Here is a 15,518-nt window from a genome sequence, read left to right as displayed (position 1 = left end):
ACAGGATGGATTACAACAAGGAATCGCTGGCGCTGCACAAAGCGCACAAAGGCAAGCTGGAAGTGGTGGGCAAGGTGCCGGTGAAAAACCGGGACGACCTTTCCCTGGCCTACACCCCCGGCGTGGCGGAGCCCTGCCGCGCCATCGCCAGGGACCCGGACGCGGTGTATGACTACACCTGCAAGGGCAACATGGTGGCGGTGGTGACCAACGGCACGGCGGTGCTGGGCCTGGGGGACATCGGCCCCAAGGCGGGCCTGCCGGTGATGGAGGGCAAGGCGCTGCTGTTCAAGGCCTTCGCCGGGGTGGACGCCTTCCCCATCTGCCTGGACACCAAGGACCCCGCCGAGGTGGTGCGGGCGGTGGAGCTCATCGCGCCGGGCTTTGGCGGCGTGAACCTGGAGGACATCCGCAGCCCCGAGTGCTTTGAGATCGAGCGCATTTTGCAGGAAAAGCTGGACATCCCCGTCTTCCACGACGACCAGCACGGCACCGCCATCGTGGTGACGGCGGCGCTGCTGAACGCCCTGAAGCTGGTGGGCAAGCGGCTGGAAGAGGTGCGCATCGTGCTCAGCGGCCCCGGCGCGGCGGGCACCGCCATCATCAAGATGCTGCTGGCGGCGGGCGCGACGGACGTGACCGCCGTGGACGAGCACGGCATCCTGTATGAGGGCCGGCCGGCGGGCCTGGCCGACCACAAAGCCTGGCTTGCCACCGTCACCAACCCCCGTCATCTCACCGGCGGGCTGGCCGAGGCGGTGAAGGACGCGGACGTGTTCATCGGCGTGTCGGTGCCCGGCGCGCTGAAAAAAGAGATGGCCGCCTCCATGGCCAAAGACGCGGTGGTGTTCGCCATGGCCAACCCCAACCCGGAAATTCTGCCCGACGAGGCGAAGGCCGCCGGCGTGCGGGTGATGGGCACCGGCCGCAGCGACTACCCCAACCAGATCAACAACGTGCTGGCCTTCCCTGGCGTGTTCAAGGGGGCGCTGTCGGTGCGGGCGAAGTGCATCAACGACGCGATGAAGGTGGCGGCGGCGAAGGCCATCGCCGGGCTCATCGGCGGCGATGAGCTGAACGAGGACTATATCATCCCCGGCGCCTTTGACGACCGGGTGGCCCCGGCCGTGGCCGCCGCGGTGGCCGCCGCCGCCAAAGAAAGCGGGGTGGCCCGGCTGTGAGAGAGATCAAGGCCGCGGCCATCGCCGAAGCGGTGGCCGCCCTGTGCATCGAGGCCAACGCCCACCTGCCCGCGGACGTGGAAGCCGCCCTGGCCGCCGCCCGGGCCGCCGAGCCCTGGCCGCTGGCAAAGCACACCCTGGGCCTTCTGGAAAAGAACCTGGAGATGGCAAACGCCTGCGCCCTGCCCATCTGCCAGGACACCGGCATGGCTGTGGTGTTCGCGGAAGTGGGCCAGGAGGTGCACATCGACGGCGATTTTGAGGCCGCGGTGAACGAGGGGGTGCGCCGGGGCTACGGCGAGGGGTACCTGCGCAAGAGCATCGTGGGCGACCCCCTGCGCCGGGTCAACACCGGCGACAACACCCCCGCCGCTTTGCACCTGCGCCTTGTGCCCGGCGACAAGCTGCGGCTGACGGTGGCCCCCAAGGGCTTCGGCAGCGAGAACATGAGCCGCCTTGCCATGCTGCGCCCCGCCGACGGGGTGGAAGGGGTGGAGCGCTTCGTGCTGGAAACGGTGCGGCTGGCGGGCCCGAACCCCTGCCCGCCCATGGTGCTGGGCGTTGGCATCGGCGGCAGCTTCGACGGGGTGGCCCTGCTGGCAAAGCAGGCGCTGCTGCGCCCGCTGGACAAACCCAACCCGGACGGATACTACGCCGCTTTGGAGAAAAAGCTGCTGGCGGCAGTGAACGAACTGGGCATCGGGCCCCAGGGCTTTGGCGGCAAGACCACCGCCCTGGGCCTTGCCATCGAGACCGCCCCCACCCATGTGGCGGGGCTGCCGGTGGCGGTGAACGTGAGCTGCCACGCCACCCGGCGGGCCAGCGCGGAATTGTGAGAGGGAGGGCGCGAAGATGGAACACAGATTGACCACTCCCTGCACCCGCGAGGCGCTGGCCGCCCTGCGTGCGGGAGACACGGTGCTTCTTTCCGGCGTTGTGTACACCGCCCGGGACGCGGCCCACAAGCGGATGATGGAATACCTGGACAAGGGCGAGCCGCTCCCCTTCCCCCTGGAGGGCAGCGCGGTCTACTATGTGGGCCCCACGCCGGAACAGCCCGGGCGGGTCATCGGTTCGGCGGGCCCCACCACCAGCGGGCGGATGGACCCCTACTCCCCCCGGCTCATCGCGCTGGGCCAGCGGGTGATGATCGGCAAGGGCGCCCGGGACAAGGCCGTGAAGGAGGCCCTGCAAAAAGAGGGCGGCGTGTATCTGGCGGCCCTGGGCGGCGCGGGCGCGCTGATGGCCGCCTGCGTGAAGGAATTGGAGGTCATCGCCTGGCCGGACCTGGGCTGCGAGGCGGTGCGGCGGCTGGTGGTGGAGGACATGCCCCTCACCGTAGTGCTGGACCCCGTGGGCGGCGACCTTTACGAGAGCGGCCCGGCGGCCTATCTGGCGGCGCGGTGAGCGCTCGGGGCGGCCCCTGCCTTTTCGGGGCGCGGCCCTGTTTTCACCGCCCGCCGCTTTGGCCCTTTGCCCGGCCCGCGAAGCGCGGCGCAGAGAGCGGCAGACCCGCTTTTTTTCGTGGGCCTTCCCCGGCGCGCGGCCCCTGCCGGCTGTCCCCCCCCCGCCTGCCGGCGGCATTTCCCCTGCCGCGCGAGGGGCGAAAGGGTCTTTTTCTTCCGCCATCCCCGCCCTCTGCTTTGCCGCTTTAATCTGGTAAAAAATTTGTGCTTGACAAATGCCGCGGGCTGTGGTTTAATGACAGTAAATCAATGAGGCGGAGATAAAACTGCACAGCGCGCCTACCAGAGAGCCCGGATGCTGGAAACGGGCGGAAAGCGGGGCAGACAAATGGACCGCCGAGAGCAAGGTGAACGGGGCAAGGCCCTCAGTAGCTGCGCCGGGAGGCTCCCGTTACAGGGCGCAGGGCGTGTTGGCGCCCTCACGAGAGGCCCGCTTTCAAAAGCCGGGCAAACAAGGTGGCACCGCAGGTTTTTCTAAAGACCTGTCCTTGTAGCAATGCAAGGACAGGTCTTTTTTATTTCTTTTTCGAAGGGAGGCGCCGGACATGGCAAAACTCAGACCCCGCAACCGTTTCTCCACACGATGGCGCCGATGGCGACCTTTCAGCTGACCGCCATCCGACCTTTGAGCAAGAAAGAAACGAGGTACATACCATGAAAAAGAATCGCCTTTTCGCCGCCGTCACCGCCGCCGCCCTGGCCCTGTCGCTGGCCGCCTGCGGCTCCGCGCCCGCTTCCACCGCCTCCACCGGCACTTCCGTCTCCGGCAGCGCCGACGGCGAGAGCTTCAAGGTGGGCATCGTGCAGTACACCAGCCACTCCAGCCTGGACGAGATCTGCACCGCCATCCAAAGCGAGCTGACCGCCCTCTCCGAGGAAAGCCGTGCCGCCGGCGGCCCGGCCATCGAGTTCGAGGTGCAGAACGGCCAGGCGGACACCGCCACCCTGAACGACATCTGCAAGCTGTTCGTCTCCGAGGGCGTGGACCTCATCATCCCCATCGCCACCCCCGCCGCCACCGCCGCGGCCGCCGCAGTGCAGGGCACCGACATCCCCCTGGTCTACAGCGCGGTGACCGACCCCGTGGGCGCTCAGCTGGCGGACAGCATGGACGCTCCCGGCCAGAACATGACCGGCACCAGCGACTACATCGACACCAACAAGATCCTGGACCTGGCCCTGGCGGCCGACCCGGACCTCAAGACCCTGGGCCTCATTTATAACCTGGGCGAGACCAACAGCGTGACCACCATCGAGAACATGAAACCCGTTCTGGAAGAAAAGGGCATCACCGCGGTGGAGAGCACCGTGACGAACGCCGGCGAGGTGCAGATGGCCGCCCAGAACCTGCTGGCGCAGGGTGCCGAGGCCATCTTCGTGCCCATCGACAACACCGTGGCCGACGGCATGGCCGTGCTGGCCACCACCGCCATCGAGGCGGGGGTGCCGGTGTACACCGCGGCGGACAGCCTTGTGCGGGACGGCGGCCTTGCCACCACCGGCGTGAACTACACCAAGCTGGGCGAGCTGACCGCCCAGATGGCGGTGGACGTGCTGAACGGGGCCGACCCCGCCGCCACCCCGGTGCAGGTGCTGAACGACGGCATCACCACCGTGAACACCACCACCGCCGCGGCTCTTGGCATCGACCCGGAAATTTTTGACCTGACCGGCGAAGGCTACATCGCCGTGGAGTGACCGAAAGCACAGCGGGCTCCGCCCTCCAGCGCCCCCGCGCACCGGATGCGCGGCGTGCGGGGGGCGGGTCCGCCTGTTTGCCGGCGTTTTCTATTTTTGCTTAAAGGAGCGTTTTTCATGACCGCAATGCTTTTGGAGAGCGCGGTGGAGCAGGGCTTCATCTACGCGCTGGTGGCGCTGGCGCTGTATCTCTCCTACCGGGTGCTGGACATCGCAGACCTGACCACCGACGGCACCTTTGTGCTGGGCAGCGCCGTTTCCGCCGTGTTTTCCGCCGCGGGCAGGCCGGTGCTTGGCCTTGTGCTGGCCTTCTTCGCCGGATGCGCGGCGGGCTTCGTCACCGCCTTCCTGCACACCCGCATGAAGGTGCAGGCCATCCTGGCGGGCATCATCACCATGACCGGGCTTTACACCATCAACCTGTGGACCATGGGCAACCGGGCGGACCTGCCCCTGCTCAAGGCGGACACGGTGTTCACCCGGGCGGCGGCCCTGCTGGGCGGCGAGTGGAGCAAGCTCGCCGTCTGCGCCGCCATCACCATCGCCGCCGCCGCGGCCATGGCCCTCTTCCTCAAGACCCAGATCGGCCTGTCCATCCGGGCCACCGGCGACAACCGGGACATGGTCTCCGCCTCCTCCATCGACCCGGCCTTCACCATCACCGTGGGCCTGTGCATCGCCAACGGCTGCACCGCCCTCTCCGGCGGCGTGCTGGCCCAGTACCAGATGTCCAGCAGCATGAGCCTGGGCACCGGCGTGGTGGTCATCGGTCTGGCCAGCCTCATCATCGGCGAGATGTTCACCCGCCGGGGCGGCGTGTGGCGCGGGGTGACCGCCGCGGTCATCGGCTCCATCGTCTACCGGGTGCTGATGGTGTTCGCCCTGCGCACCAGCGCCAACCCCTCCAACCTCAAGCTCATCAGCGCCGTCATCGTGGCGGTGGCCATCAGCTGGCCCGCCCTCACCGCCTGGATCAAGCTGACCCGGCGCAAGCTGGCCGCCAAAGAAAAGGAGGTGCGCTGAAATGCTCACCCTCACTGGCATCACCAAGACCTTCAACCCCGGCACCCTGAACGAAAAAAAGGCCCTGCAGGGCATCGACCTGCACCTGGCCGCGGGGGACTTTGCCGCCATCGTTGGGTCCAACGGCGCGGGCAAGTCCACCCTGTTCAACGCCATCGCCGGCAACTTCTTCACCGACACCGGCCGCATCCTGCTGGACGGGCGGGACATCACCTTTGAAAAGGAGCACCGCCGCAGCCGCGAGATCGGCCGGCTGTTCCAGGACCCCCTGCGGGGCACCGCCCCCCACATGACCATCGAGGAGAATCTGGCGCTGGCCTATCTGCGGGCGGCCAAGGTGGGGTCGGGCTTTTCCCGCATCTCCGCCAAGGAGCGCGCGCTGTTCCGGGAGCGGCTGGCCCAGCTGGGCCTGGGCCTGGAGGACCGGATGAAGCAGCCGGTGGGGCTGCTCAGCGGCGGCCAGCGGCAGGCGCTGACCCTTCTGATGGCCACGCTGGTGACCCCGAAGCTGCTGCTGCTGGACGAGCACACCGCCGCCCTGGACCCGGCCACCGCCGAAAAGGTGCTGGCGCTGACCACCTCCATCGTGGCGGAGCGGAAGCTCACCTGCCTGATGATCACCCACAACATGCACAGCGCCCTGGAACTGGGCAACCGCACCCTGATGATGGACGACGGCCGCATCGTGCTGGACGTGAAGGGTGAGGAGCGGGCGAAGATGACGGTGGACGACCTGCTGGCCGCCTTCAGCAAGAACGCCGGCCGCGCCATGGAGAACGACCGCATCCTGCTCTCCACCGTGGAGTGAACCGCCCCGGCGCTCATACAATGCAAAAAGGCCCCCGGCCGCGCTGAACGCGCGGGCCGGGGGCCTTCTTTGTTGACGGAAGGTTCAGGAAGCCTGTTTCAGATGGGCTTCAAAGCCGCTGGAGTAGACCACTTCGTCCTCCTCGTTCATCATCCACATGGCCTCCACGTTCTCCAGGCTCTCCACCAGGGCCTGCCCCTCTTCCAGCGGCATGCAGTAAAGGCCGGTGGACAGGCAGTCGGCAAGGCCGGAGTCCGGGGCGAGCACGCTCACCGCCGAATAGTAGTTCGCGGGCATCAGGGTGTCCGGGTCGATGAGGTGGTGGTAGCGCACGCCGTCCAGCTCATAGTAGCGCTGGTAGTTGCCGCTGGTGACCAGGGACATGTCCTCCACCTCCACCACGGCCACGTACCCGCCCGACTCGGCGGGCACGATGTCGGCGGTGGTGGTCCAGGGGTTCTGGATGCCGCCGGTCCAGCGGGAACGATCGGGCTTGTGGCCGATGCTGCGCAGGTTGCCGCCCACGCTGATGAGGGCGCTCTTGAGGCCCCGCTCCTCGGCGGCCCGGGCCACCATCTCTGCGGCGTAGCCCTTGCCCACGCTGCCCACGTCCAGCTGCATCTCCGGGTCGGCGAAATAGACGGTGGAGGCCTCCTCGTCCAGGATGAGGTCATCAATATTGCAATGCTCTGCGGCGGCCTCCAGCTCCTCCATGGAGGGCACGGCGGCCTGGGCGGGGTCGTCCAGCGCGGCCTCCCGGTAGTTGTGCCAGATCTTGAGCACCGTGCCGAAGGCCACGTTCATCTTGCCGCCGGTGGTCTCGTGCATGCTTTTGGCCTCGGTCAGAAGGCCCATGATGCGCGCGTCCACCGTCACGGGGCCCTGGCCCGCCTGGGCGTTCACGTCCCGCAGGTTGGTCACCCCGGAGTAGGAATAGTAGATGTCATACAGCTGGTGATACTCCACAAGGTCGGCGTGGAGGGCCTCCATCTGGCGGTCCCATTCCTCCTGGCTCTCGGCGTAGCCGATGACGGTGGTGACGGTGTCGAACACGTCGAACCAGCTCACGGTGTAGCGCTCGTACCCGGCCAGTTCCGGGTCCTGGGGCGCGGAGGAGGACGCTCCCCCGCCGCCGCAGCCGCTCAGCAGCCCGGCGCACACCGCAAGGCCCAGCACAAAACTCACAACTCGTTTGCCCATGGCTTCTCCTTTTTCAAAGGGCGGCTTTCCGCCGCCGGATGGAAAAAAGGGGCCGGGCCTTGCGGCCCAGCCCCGGGGTTCTATCTGTTCTCAGGCAGCTGCCTTCGATCAGGCCATGGCGCGGCCCACCGCGTCGATGAAGGCCACCACGTTCATGGTGCAGGAAGCAGCCAGGTCGGCCACGTCGGGAGCGCTGTGCTCGCCGGTCACGCCGATGGCGCTGACCTCAGCGGCGGTCTTGCCGGTCAGGTAAGCAGCGAAGGCGTTGGCCTGCTCGTTCCACTCCTTGCCGATGGGGCTGGCAGCGCGCATGCCGTAGTCGTCGCCCTGCTCCATCTTGGGAACGATGGTCTCGCTCTTCGGGGTCACGGTGCCCTCGGTGGTGACATCGAACTTGGCCTGGGTGCAGTTCAGCAGGGTGCTGGTGACCTTGCCGTCCTTGTCGTAGGTGACAGCGGCGTAGGTGGTGTCGGTCTGGACCAGACCAGCCTCGTCAGCGGTGGGCAGCTTGGAAGAGCTCATCTCGGTGGACAGGCCCAGGCCCAGGGTATCCTCGGCGGTGGCGCCCAGATCCTGAGCGTTGTTGCAAGCCTCCACGATGGCGGCCTTGATGTCCACCACGTTCATGGTGCAGGAAGCAGCCAGGTCGGCCACGTCGGGGGCGTTGTGCTCGCCGGTCACGCCGATGGCCTCCACCTCAGCGGCGGTCTTGCCCACAACGTAAGCAGCGAAGGCGTCAGCCTGCTCGTTCCACTCCTTGCCGATGGGGCTGGCAGGGGTCATGCCGTAGTCAGTGCCCAGCTCCTGCTTGGACTTGAAGGTCAGGGAGGTGTCGAAGCTGCCGTCAGCGTTCACGGGCACCTTGTTCTGAGCCACGTCGATCTTGCAGGAAACGATCTTGCCGTCCTCGTCAACGGTCACGGCGGCGACAGTGCTGTCCACCTGAGCCAGACCGGTCTCATCAGCGGAAGCGTTGGTGCCGCTCAGGCTGGAGACGATGGCGATACCGGTCTTGACCTTCTTGGCAGAGCCGCCGCAAGCGGTGAAGCTCAGAGCCAGAGCCAGGACCATGACCAAAGCCAAAACTTTTTTCATGTTGTCTTACTCCTCTCAAAAACGAACATATACATCCATTTTGCCCTTTTACGGGCAGCAACCCTATTATACCTATGTGACATATGTTTGTCAATGTCAATTGGTGGGTAAAAGATGACAGAATGGTTCCAATCCTGCGAATTTTTTCTTATTTGTCATTCTTTTGCACCGCCCGATGCTCGGCGTGCAGTTCTTCCAGCAGGGCGGCAAAGGTCCAGGCGCGGTTGGTGTCGGTGACCACCGCCTTGAGGGGGATGCGCACCCCCGCGGCCTTCAGCCCGTCGAGAAAGGCATCCAGCGCCTTGCGGTCCAGCCCCCACAGCACCAGCGCGGGGGTGGGGTCCGCCGGGGAAAGGGGCTCCCTGCCCTCCCCCGCCCCGGGCAGGCCGCAGAGGTCGGCCACCGTGCGGCCCAGGTCCTGTTCTTCCACGGTGCGCAGGCGCACCCCGGCCCCGGCGCAGACTTTTTCCAGCCCGCTGCCTTGCGGCACCTTCCAGGCGAGCGCGGCGGCAGGCGGCAGAGCGGCGATGTGTGCTTTCATATTTATATGACCTCCCAAAGGGCGCGGCGGGCGGCCCCCAAAAGCTTTGGCGGCCGCGGCGCATGGCCCTCTTCTTTAAATACTATACTATATGGGGATGATACCACATTTTTCGCCCGGCTGGCAACGCGCCCGGCCCGTTTATAAATTTTTTGTGAAAACACTTGACAATCCCCAGGGGCAGGAATACAATATTAGCAGTCGAAGCACGAGAGTGCTAAAACTAAGAATCTTTCCAAGTTGGACCGCTTTCTCAAGGGGGGACGGACTGTATGAATACAAACAAATATACGCAAAAAACGCTGGAGGCGCTGCAAAGCGCCCAGCAGCTGGCCATCGAGTACCAGAACCAGGCGCTGGAGCCTGAGCACCTTCTGGCCGCGACTGCCAGCCAGCAGGACGGGCTCATCCCGCAGCTGCTGATGAAGCTGGGCGTGGAGCCGGGCAACTTTGCCGCGGCTGCCGCCCAGAAGGTGGCGGCTCTGCCCCATGTGACGGGCTCGGGCCGTGAGCCGGACAAAATCTATATCTCAGCGGCCACCGACAAGGTGCTCACCGCCGCCGAGCACACCGCCGAAAGCATGAAGGACGAATACGTCAGCGTGGAGCATCTGTTCCTGGCGCTGATCGAACAGCCCAACGAGGCGGTGCGGCAGGTGCTGCGCAGCTTCGGCATCGACAAGAACCGCTTTCTGGAGCAGCTTGCCACCGTGCGGGGCAGCCAGCGGGTGACCAGCGACCACCCGGAGGAGACCTACGACGCGCTGAAGAAGTACGGCCAGGATCTGGTGGAGCTGGCCCGCCAGCAGAAGCTGGACCCGGTCATCGGCCGTGACACCGAAATTCGGAACGTCATCCGTATTCTGTCCCGCAAGCGCAAGAACAACCCCTGCCTCATCGGCGAGGCCGGCGTGGGCAAGACCGCCATCGCGGAGGGCCTGGCCCAGCGTATCGTGCGCGGCGACGTGCCGGAGAACCTGAAAAACCGCACCATCTTCAGTCTGGACATGGGCGCGCTGGTGGCGGGCGCAAAGTACCGGGGCGAGTTTGAGGAACGGCTCAAGAGCGTTCTGAACGAGGTGAAGAAGAGCGAGGGACAAATCATCCTGTTCATCGATGAACTTCACACCATCGTGGGCGCGGGCAAATCCGACGGCGCCATGGACGCGGGCAACCTGCTGAAGCCTCTGCTGGCCCGGGGCGAGCTGCACTGCATCGGCGCCACCACCCTGGACGAGTACCGCCAGTACATCGAGAAGGACCCGGCCCTGGAGCGCCGGTTCCAGCCGGTGCAGGTGGACCAGCCCACGGTGGAGGACACCATCTCCATCCTGCGCGGCCTGAAGGAGCGCTACGAGGTGTTCCACGGCGTGAAAATTCAGGACAGCGCCCTCATCGCGGCGGCTACCCTGTCCAACCGCTATATCACCGACCGTTTCCTGCCGGACAAGGCCATCGACCTGGTGGACGAGGCCTGCGCCATGATCCGCACCGAGATGGACTCCATGCCCTCGGAACTGGACGACCTGCGCCGCAAGATCATGCAGCACGAAATTGAAGAGGCCGCCCTGAAAAAGGAGACCGACGCGCTGAGCGCCCAGCGGCTGGCGGCGCTGCAAAAGGAACTGGCCGAGATGCGCGCGAAGTTCAGCGCCATGAAGGCCCAGTGGGACAACGAGAAGTCCAGCATCGGCAGCGTGCAGAGCCTGCGTGAGGAAATCGAAAAGACCAATGCGGCCATCGAGAAGGCCGAGCGGGAGTACGACCTGAACAAGGCCGCCGAACTGAAGTACGGCAAGCTGCCGGAGTTGAAGAAACAGCTGGCGGAGCAGGAGAAGAAGGCGGAGGCCGCGGGCGAAAAGCAGGATAACCTGCTGCGCGACCGGGTCACCGACGAGGAAATTGCCCGCATCGTGGCCCGCTGGACCGGCATTCCCGTGGAGAAGCTGGTGGAGGGCGAGCGCGAGAAGCTGCTGGGCCTGGAGGACATCCTGCACAAGCGGGTCATCGGCCAGGACGAGGCGGTGCAGAAGGTCACCGAGGCCATCCTGCGCAGCCGGGCCGGCATTGCGGACCCGAACCGCCCCATCGGCAGCTTTTTGTTCCTGGGCCCCACCGGCGTGGGCAAGACCGAGCTGGCCAAGGCCCTGGCCCAGGCCCTGTTCGATGACGAGAAGAACATGATCCGCATCGACATGACCGAGTATATGGAGAAGTTCAGCGTCAGCCGCCTCATCGGCGCCCCTCCGGGATACGTGGGCTATGAGGAGGGCGGCCAGCTGACCGAGGCGGTGCGCCGCCATCCCTACAGCGTGGTGCTGTTCGACGAGGTGGAAAAGGCCCACCCCGACGTGTTCAACATCCTGTTGCAGGTGCTGGACGACGGGCGCATCACCGACAGCCAGGGCCGTGTGGTGGACTTCAAGAACACCATTATCATCCTCACCAGCAACCTGGGCAGCCAGTATATCCTGGACGGCATCGGCCCGGACGGCTCCATCAGCGCCGAGGCCCGCACCGCGGTGGAGGGCCTGCTCAAGACCCAGTTCCGGCCGGAGTTCTTGAACCGGCTGGACGAAATCGTCTTCTACAAGCCCCTGACCCGGGAGGAGATCGGCGGCATCGTGGAGCTGCAGCTGGCCGACCTGCGCCAGCGTCTGGCCGAAAAGCAGCTGAGCCTCGCGGTGACCGACGCGGCCAAGGCCTTCATCATCGACGCGGGCTACGACCCCGTCTATGGCGCGCGGCCGCTGAAGCGGTTCATCCAGAGCAAGGTGGAGACCCTCATCGCCCGTCAGATCATCGGCGGCGCCCACAACGCCGGCGACACCCTGACGGTGGACGTGGAGAACGGCCAGCTGGTGCTGCGCTGACAGTTTTGAACAAAGAACGGCCCGCCCCGTGGAAAACACGGGGCGGGCCGCTTTTTTGTTTTCAGCCGTTGTGCCGGTAGAGGGTGTAGCCGGAGAACTCATAGAATTCCGCCCGGCCGCTCACGGCGGTGTACTCCCGGGCGATGAGGTCGGCCACGTCGGCGTTGGTCACATTGCCCACCACCAGCCAGGCCGGCGGGTCCGCTTCCAGACGGGCGGCCTGCTCGGCGGCCATCTCCGGGTCGGCGGCGCTCTGCCACTCCTGGTGGATGAAGTAGTTCTGGCAAGGGCGGATGTCGGTGGCAAGATACCACTGGGCGTCCACCTCCCAGGCCAGCACCGAGTCCCGCTCGCCGGCGGGGATGACCGCCGCCATGCTGCGGGCGATGTTGTTGTAGTCCGCTGTTTCGTTTGGATAGCGGGCCATGAAGCTGTCCCGCTGCCAGCCGGGCAGCCGCGCCGCAAGGCTGACGAGATAGGCCCCCGCCAGCACCAGCGCCAGCCAGCCGGCGGCACGCTTTGCCGCGGCTTTGTCCTCCGCCCACAGCTTCCACGCCATGCCCAGCGCCAGGGGCACCAGCGGCGCGGCGATCATGAAGTAGTGCAGGTAGGGCCGGTTGGAGAAAAGCAGATACATGTTCAGCCCGGCGGTGAGCAGCGCCGCCCAGCCCAGGGGCCGCCGGGGCGCGCGCAGGATGCACAGAAGGGCCAGCACCGCCAGCAGCAGCACCGGCGCGCCGAAGTCCAGCACCGTGCGCCGGAAGGTGGCGGAGGCCCAGGGAGAGCCGCCGTAGTAATCGGTGAGGGAAAACTCGGTGGCATAGAGCAAATTGTAGCCGATGGTGCCGTAGAGCATCTGCCCCAGCGCGCCGTAAAAAGCGAAGTAGACGCAGAAGGGCGCGGTGACGGCAGCAAACCCGCCCAGGAAGGCGGCGGCGTTTTTGCCCAGCGCCGCCCATTGCTTTTTAAACAGGGTGTGAAGGGTGATGACCAGCACAAAGCAGCAGATGCTCACCGCGCTGGTGACCCGCAGCAGCAGGATGGCCCCGAAGGAGAGGCCGTAGACCGCCGCGTACCGCCAGGGGTGGGGCGTGTCGGGGTCCTTTTTCAGCCCCTCGCACCAGCCCGCGGCCATCCACAGGCTGGCGGCGATGAAGGGCAGGGCGTACTCCTCGGTCATGTTGCCCTCGTCGAAGGTGCGGGCCAGATACACCAGGGCCACCCCCGCCGCCAGCACCGCCCCCGGCCGGGGCAGATACACCCGGCCAAGCTTGTAGAGGAAGAAGAGGGTGGCGGCAAGGCTCACCGTCTGGGGCACCAGGATGCCCGCCCGGCCGTGGAGCCAGTAGCCCAGCATGTCGATGAAGAAGATGAGCGGGCCCTTGTGGTCAAAGAGGTCCCGGTAGGGCACCGAGCCTTGGGCCCAGTATTTGCCGATGGTCTGGAAGATGGCGGAGTCGTAGCCGCAGTAGCCCGGCCAGAGGAAACTGGTGGAATAGGAAAAGCGCAGTAGGAAGGCCGCCGAAACGCCCAGCAGGCCCACGGCGATCGCCGCACAGGCCCAGCGCTTTTTGGAACCGCTCATCCGCCCGCTCCCCCTTTCGGTTTTGATAACAGAAACAGCGTACCACAAAACGGGCCAAAAGGCAATCCGCCGGGCGGCGGAGCGCCCGGGCGGATTTGGCGGCCCGCTTTGCGCATATCGCACAAAACCTCATTTTCTATTTTGTAAACGTCGTCGATTTTTCCCTCTATCAAAGGGGCGCGGCGGGGTGTATAATGTGCGAGGAAATCCAGGCGGGGCCGCGCCCCAAAGGAGGAACGGATATGGAACGCACCGCCACGGGCGAGATGCAGTTTTCGCTTCTGAAGATGACCTGGCCGGTCTTTATCGAACTGCTTTTGCAGATGCTGGTGGGCAACATCGACCAGATCATGCTCAGCCACTACAACGAGACGGCGGTGGCCGCGGTGGGCAACGCCAACCAGATCATGAACACGCTGATCTTGACCTTCACGGTCATCAGTCTGGCGGCCACCATCCTGCTGAGCCAGTATCTGGGGGCGCGGCAGCTGGGCAAGGTGCGCCAGATCTACACCCTGGCCGCGGGGCTGAATCTGGTGCTGAGCCTTGTCATCACCGTGGGGCTGCTGCTGGGGGCGGACGGTCTGTTCGCCATCATGCAGGTGCCGCCCGAGGCGGTGCCGGAGGCCCGCAGCTACCTGCTCATCGCGGCGCTCAGCCTGCCCTGTCAGGCACTGATGCTCACCTTCAGCGCTTTCCTGCGGGCCCACGCCCACATGCTGGTCATCATGTGCTCCACCGGCGCCATCAACCTCATCAACATCGTGGGCAACACCGCCTTCATCTACGGCCTGGGGCCCCTGCCCCGGCTGGGCGCGGCGGGCGCGGCGCTGAGCACCAGCCTGTGCCGCACGGCGGGCATGCTGATGATGCTGTTCGCCTTTTTCAAGAGCGTGGAGGGGGCCACCCTGAGCCCCAGGGTGCTGCGGCCCTTCCCCACCGACCTGCTGCGCCGGCTTTTGAGCATCGGCCTGCCCGCCGGGGGCGAAGGCCTTTCCTACAATCTGTCCCAGAGCACCAGCCTCGTGTTCGTGAACACCATCGGCACCTACGCGGTGACCGCCCGCATGTACATGAACATGTTCGCCCAGGTGTGCTACATGCTGGTGAACGCGGTGAGCCAGGCCGCGGGCATCATCATCGGCTACTGCATCGGCGCAAGAGATTTTGACCGGGCCGACCGGGAGAACTGGCGGGTGCTGCGCCTTTTCGCCCCGGTGACGATGGGCATCGCCCTGCTGCTGGCCATCTTCGCAAGGCCGCTGTTCAGCCTGTTCACCACCGACGAGCGGGTCATCGCGCTGGGCTGCCGCACCATGTGGGTGGAGGTGGTGCTGGAGATAGGCCGCGCCTTCAACATCGTGCTGGTGCGCAACCTGCAGGCGGTGGGCGACGTGAAGTTCCCGGTGGCGCTGGGCATTCTGAGCCAGTGGATCGTGGGCGTGGGCATCGCCTGGCTGTTCGGCATCTACCTGGGCTGGGGCCTGGTGGGCATCTGGATGGCCTTCGCCCTGGACGAGAACCTGCGCGCCGTGCTGTTCATCATCCGCTGGAAGGCGGGCAAGTGGCGCAGCATCAAAACGGTATAAAAAAATGCCTGCGGCAGTTTTTGCCGCAGGCGTTTTTTGTCTGTTCAGAAGGGCGGGGCGTCCTCGTCCTTTTCCTCCTCGGGGGCCGGGGGCGTCCAGGGCTCCGAGTCCAGAAAGGCGCTTTTGGCCTCGATGGCGTCCCGGGGGATGGCGTTGAAGGCCTCCTCCAGCCAGGCCCTGGCCGCGTCGACGCCCTCCTGCCCGAAGGGGAAGACGGCAGTCTCCACATGCTCGGTCTTTTCCAGGCACCAGGGGCCCAGCCACCACCAGGCCCGCAGCTCGTCCCCCTGGCGCAGGGTCTTGTAGTTGAACTGGCCCGCGTTGCCGGAGACGGGGTTGCCGTTTTTGTACCACTGAAGGGGATAATAGGGATAGTTGAACCGTATCACGCGCCGCGCCGCCTTTCTCTGCCTTGGATGGGGCCGCCTCTTGCATCCCGGCCCGGATTATTTTATTATA

General features: G+C 65.7%; 13 protein-coding genes. 8 read left to right on the top strand and 5 right to left on the bottom strand.

The window, feature by feature from the left end:
* The first annotated feature begins 5 nt into the window (after positions 1–5).
* From ACMI1Q_RS01630 to ACMI1Q_RS01605, 6 genes are all read left to right on the top strand, one after another.
* Positions 6–1,181, top strand: a complete 1,176-nt coding sequence (locus tag ACMI1Q_RS01630) for an NAD(P)-dependent malic enzyme (RefSeq protein ID WP_419502573.1) — start codon at positions 6–8, stop codon at positions 1,179–1,181.
* Complete coding sequence (locus tag ACMI1Q_RS01625) at positions 1,178–2,017, top strand: fumarate hydratase (protein ID WP_419502572.1); 840 nt, start codon at positions 1,178–1,180, stop codon at positions 2,015–2,017. The genes ACMI1Q_RS01630 and ACMI1Q_RS01625 overlap by 4 nt, the downstream gene beginning before the upstream one ends.
* A gap of 16 nt (positions 2,018–2,033) precedes the next feature.
* Positions 2,034–2,588 (top strand): Fe-S-containing hydro-lyase, encoded by a 555-nt coding sequence (locus ACMI1Q_RS01620; protein ID WP_419502571.1) that lies wholly within the window; start codon positions 2,034–2,036, stop codon positions 2,586–2,588.
* Positions 2,589–3,301: 713 nt separating this feature from the next.
* Positions 3,302–4,345, top strand: coding sequence for an ABC transporter substrate-binding protein (locus ACMI1Q_RS01615; RefSeq protein WP_419502570.1), 1,044 nt, complete (start codon positions 3,302–3,304; stop codon positions 4,343–4,345).
* Positions 4,346–4,462: 117 nt separating this feature from the next.
* Positions 4,463–5,368: an ABC transporter permease gene (locus tag ACMI1Q_RS01610; RefSeq protein ID WP_419502569.1), complete on the top strand. Its 906-nt coding sequence runs from the start codon at positions 4,463–4,465 to the stop codon at positions 5,366–5,368.
* A 1-nt stretch (position 5,369) separates the two neighbouring features.
* On the top strand, positions 5,370–6,176 hold the full coding sequence (locus ACMI1Q_RS01605) for an ABC transporter ATP-binding protein (RefSeq protein WP_419502568.1): 807 nt from the start codon (positions 5,370–5,372) through the stop codon (positions 6,174–6,176).
* Positions 6,177–6,260: 84 nt separating this feature from the next.
* Here ACMI1Q_RS01605 and ACMI1Q_RS01600 read toward each other — a convergent pair whose 3' ends face one another.
* The 3 genes from ACMI1Q_RS01600 to ACMI1Q_RS01590 form a co-directional block, all read right to left on the bottom strand.
* Entirely contained in the window at positions 6,261–7,376 is a 1,116-nt protein-coding gene (locus tag ACMI1Q_RS01600) for an FAD:protein FMN transferase (RefSeq protein WP_419502567.1), read from the bottom strand.
* Between the two features lie 108 nt (positions 7,377–7,484).
* The gene (locus ACMI1Q_RS01595; RefSeq protein ID WP_419502566.1) at positions 7,485–8,471 is read right to left on the bottom strand and encodes a hypothetical protein; all 987 of its coding nucleotides are present in this window, start codon (positions 8,469–8,471) and stop codon (positions 7,485–7,487) included.
* Between the two features lie 148 nt (positions 8,472–8,619).
* A complete protein-coding gene (locus tag ACMI1Q_RS01590) occupies positions 8,620–9,012 on the bottom strand; it encodes a DUF3783 domain-containing protein (protein WP_394981193.1) in 393 nt (130 codons plus the stop codon).
* Positions 9,013–9,284: 272 nt separating this feature from the next.
* On the opposite strand from ACMI1Q_RS01590, the gene clpB reads away from it, so the two are divergent.
* A complete protein-coding gene (clpB, locus tag ACMI1Q_RS01585) occupies positions 9,285–11,885 on the top strand; it encodes an ATP-dependent chaperone ClpB (RefSeq protein WP_417026676.1) in 2,601 nt (866 codons plus the stop codon).
* 61 nt (positions 11,886–11,946) lie between these two features.
* Here the strand turns inward: clpB and ACMI1Q_RS01580 are convergent, their stop codons facing one another.
* The gene (locus tag ACMI1Q_RS01580; RefSeq protein WP_419502565.1) at positions 11,947–13,470 is read right to left on the bottom strand and encodes a hypothetical protein; all 1,524 of its coding nucleotides are present in this window, start codon (positions 13,468–13,470) and stop codon (positions 11,947–11,949) included.
* 242 nt (positions 13,471–13,712) lie between these two features.
* Between ACMI1Q_RS01580 and ACMI1Q_RS01575 the strand changes: the two genes are divergently transcribed.
* Positions 13,713–15,059, top strand: coding sequence for an MATE family efflux transporter (locus tag ACMI1Q_RS01575; protein ID WP_419502564.1), 1,347 nt, complete (start codon positions 13,713–13,715; stop codon positions 15,057–15,059).
* A gap of 44 nt (positions 15,060–15,103) precedes the next feature.
* Here the strand turns inward: ACMI1Q_RS01575 and ACMI1Q_RS01570 are convergent, their stop codons facing one another.
* Positions 15,104–15,448 carry a hypothetical protein gene (locus ACMI1Q_RS01570; RefSeq protein ID WP_419502563.1) on the bottom strand — a complete coding sequence of 115 codons (345 nt, stop codon included), beginning with the start codon at positions 15,446–15,448 and terminating at the stop codon, positions 15,104–15,106.
* Positions 15,449–15,518 lie beyond the last annotated feature (70 nt).

This window comes from Candidatus Allofournierella excrementavium (assembly GCF_048526665.1).
Taxonomy (GTDB): Bacteria; Bacillota; Clostridia; order Oscillospirales; family Ruminococcaceae; genus Allofournierella_A; species Allofournierella_A excrementavium.
The sequence above is the reverse complement of the archived record's forward strand: the minus strand, read 5'-3'. Positions and strand labels throughout refer to the sequence as shown.

Excerpts from the sequence above, each read along its gene's own strand:
- ACMI1Q_RS01630 (WP_419502573.1), top strand. The coding sequence starts at position 6 with ATGGATTACAACAAGGAATCGCTGGCGCTGCACAAAGCGCACAAAGGC.
- ACMI1Q_RS01620 (WP_419502571.1), top strand. The coding sequence starts at position 2,034 with ATGGAACACAGATTGACCACTCCCTGCACCCGCGAGGCGCTGGCCGCC.
- ACMI1Q_RS01615 (WP_419502570.1), top strand. The coding sequence starts at position 3,302 with ATGAAAAAGAATCGCCTTTTCGCCGCCGTCACCGCCGCCGCCCTGGCC.
- ACMI1Q_RS01610 (WP_419502569.1), top strand. The coding sequence starts at position 4,463 with ATGACCGCAATGCTTTTGGAGAGCGCGGTGGAGCAGGGCTTCATCTAC.
- ACMI1Q_RS01605 (WP_419502568.1), top strand. The coding sequence starts at position 5,370 with ATGCTCACCCTCACTGGCATCACCAAGACCTTCAACCCCGGCACCCTG.
- ACMI1Q_RS01600 (WP_419502567.1), bottom strand. The coding sequence starts at position 7,376 with ATGGGCAAACGAGTTGTGAGTTTTGTGCTGGGCCTTGCGGTGTGCGCC.
- ACMI1Q_RS01595 (WP_419502566.1), bottom strand. The coding sequence starts at position 8,471 with ATGAAAAAAGTTTTGGCTTTGGTCATGGTCCTGGCTCTGGCTCTGAGC.
- ACMI1Q_RS01590 (WP_394981193.1), bottom strand. The coding sequence starts at position 9,012 with ATGAAAGCACACATCGCCGCTCTGCCGCCTGCCGCCGCGCTCGCCTGG.
- clpB (WP_417026676.1), top strand. The coding sequence starts at position 9,285 with ATGAATACAAACAAATATACGCAAAAAACGCTGGAGGCGCTGCAAAGC.
- ACMI1Q_RS01580 (WP_419502565.1), bottom strand. The coding sequence starts at position 13,470 with ATGAGCGGTTCCAAAAAGCGCTGGGCCTGTGCGGCGATCGCCGTGGGC.
- ACMI1Q_RS01575 (WP_419502564.1), top strand. The coding sequence starts at position 13,713 with ATGGAACGCACCGCCACGGGCGAGATGCAGTTTTCGCTTCTGAAGATG.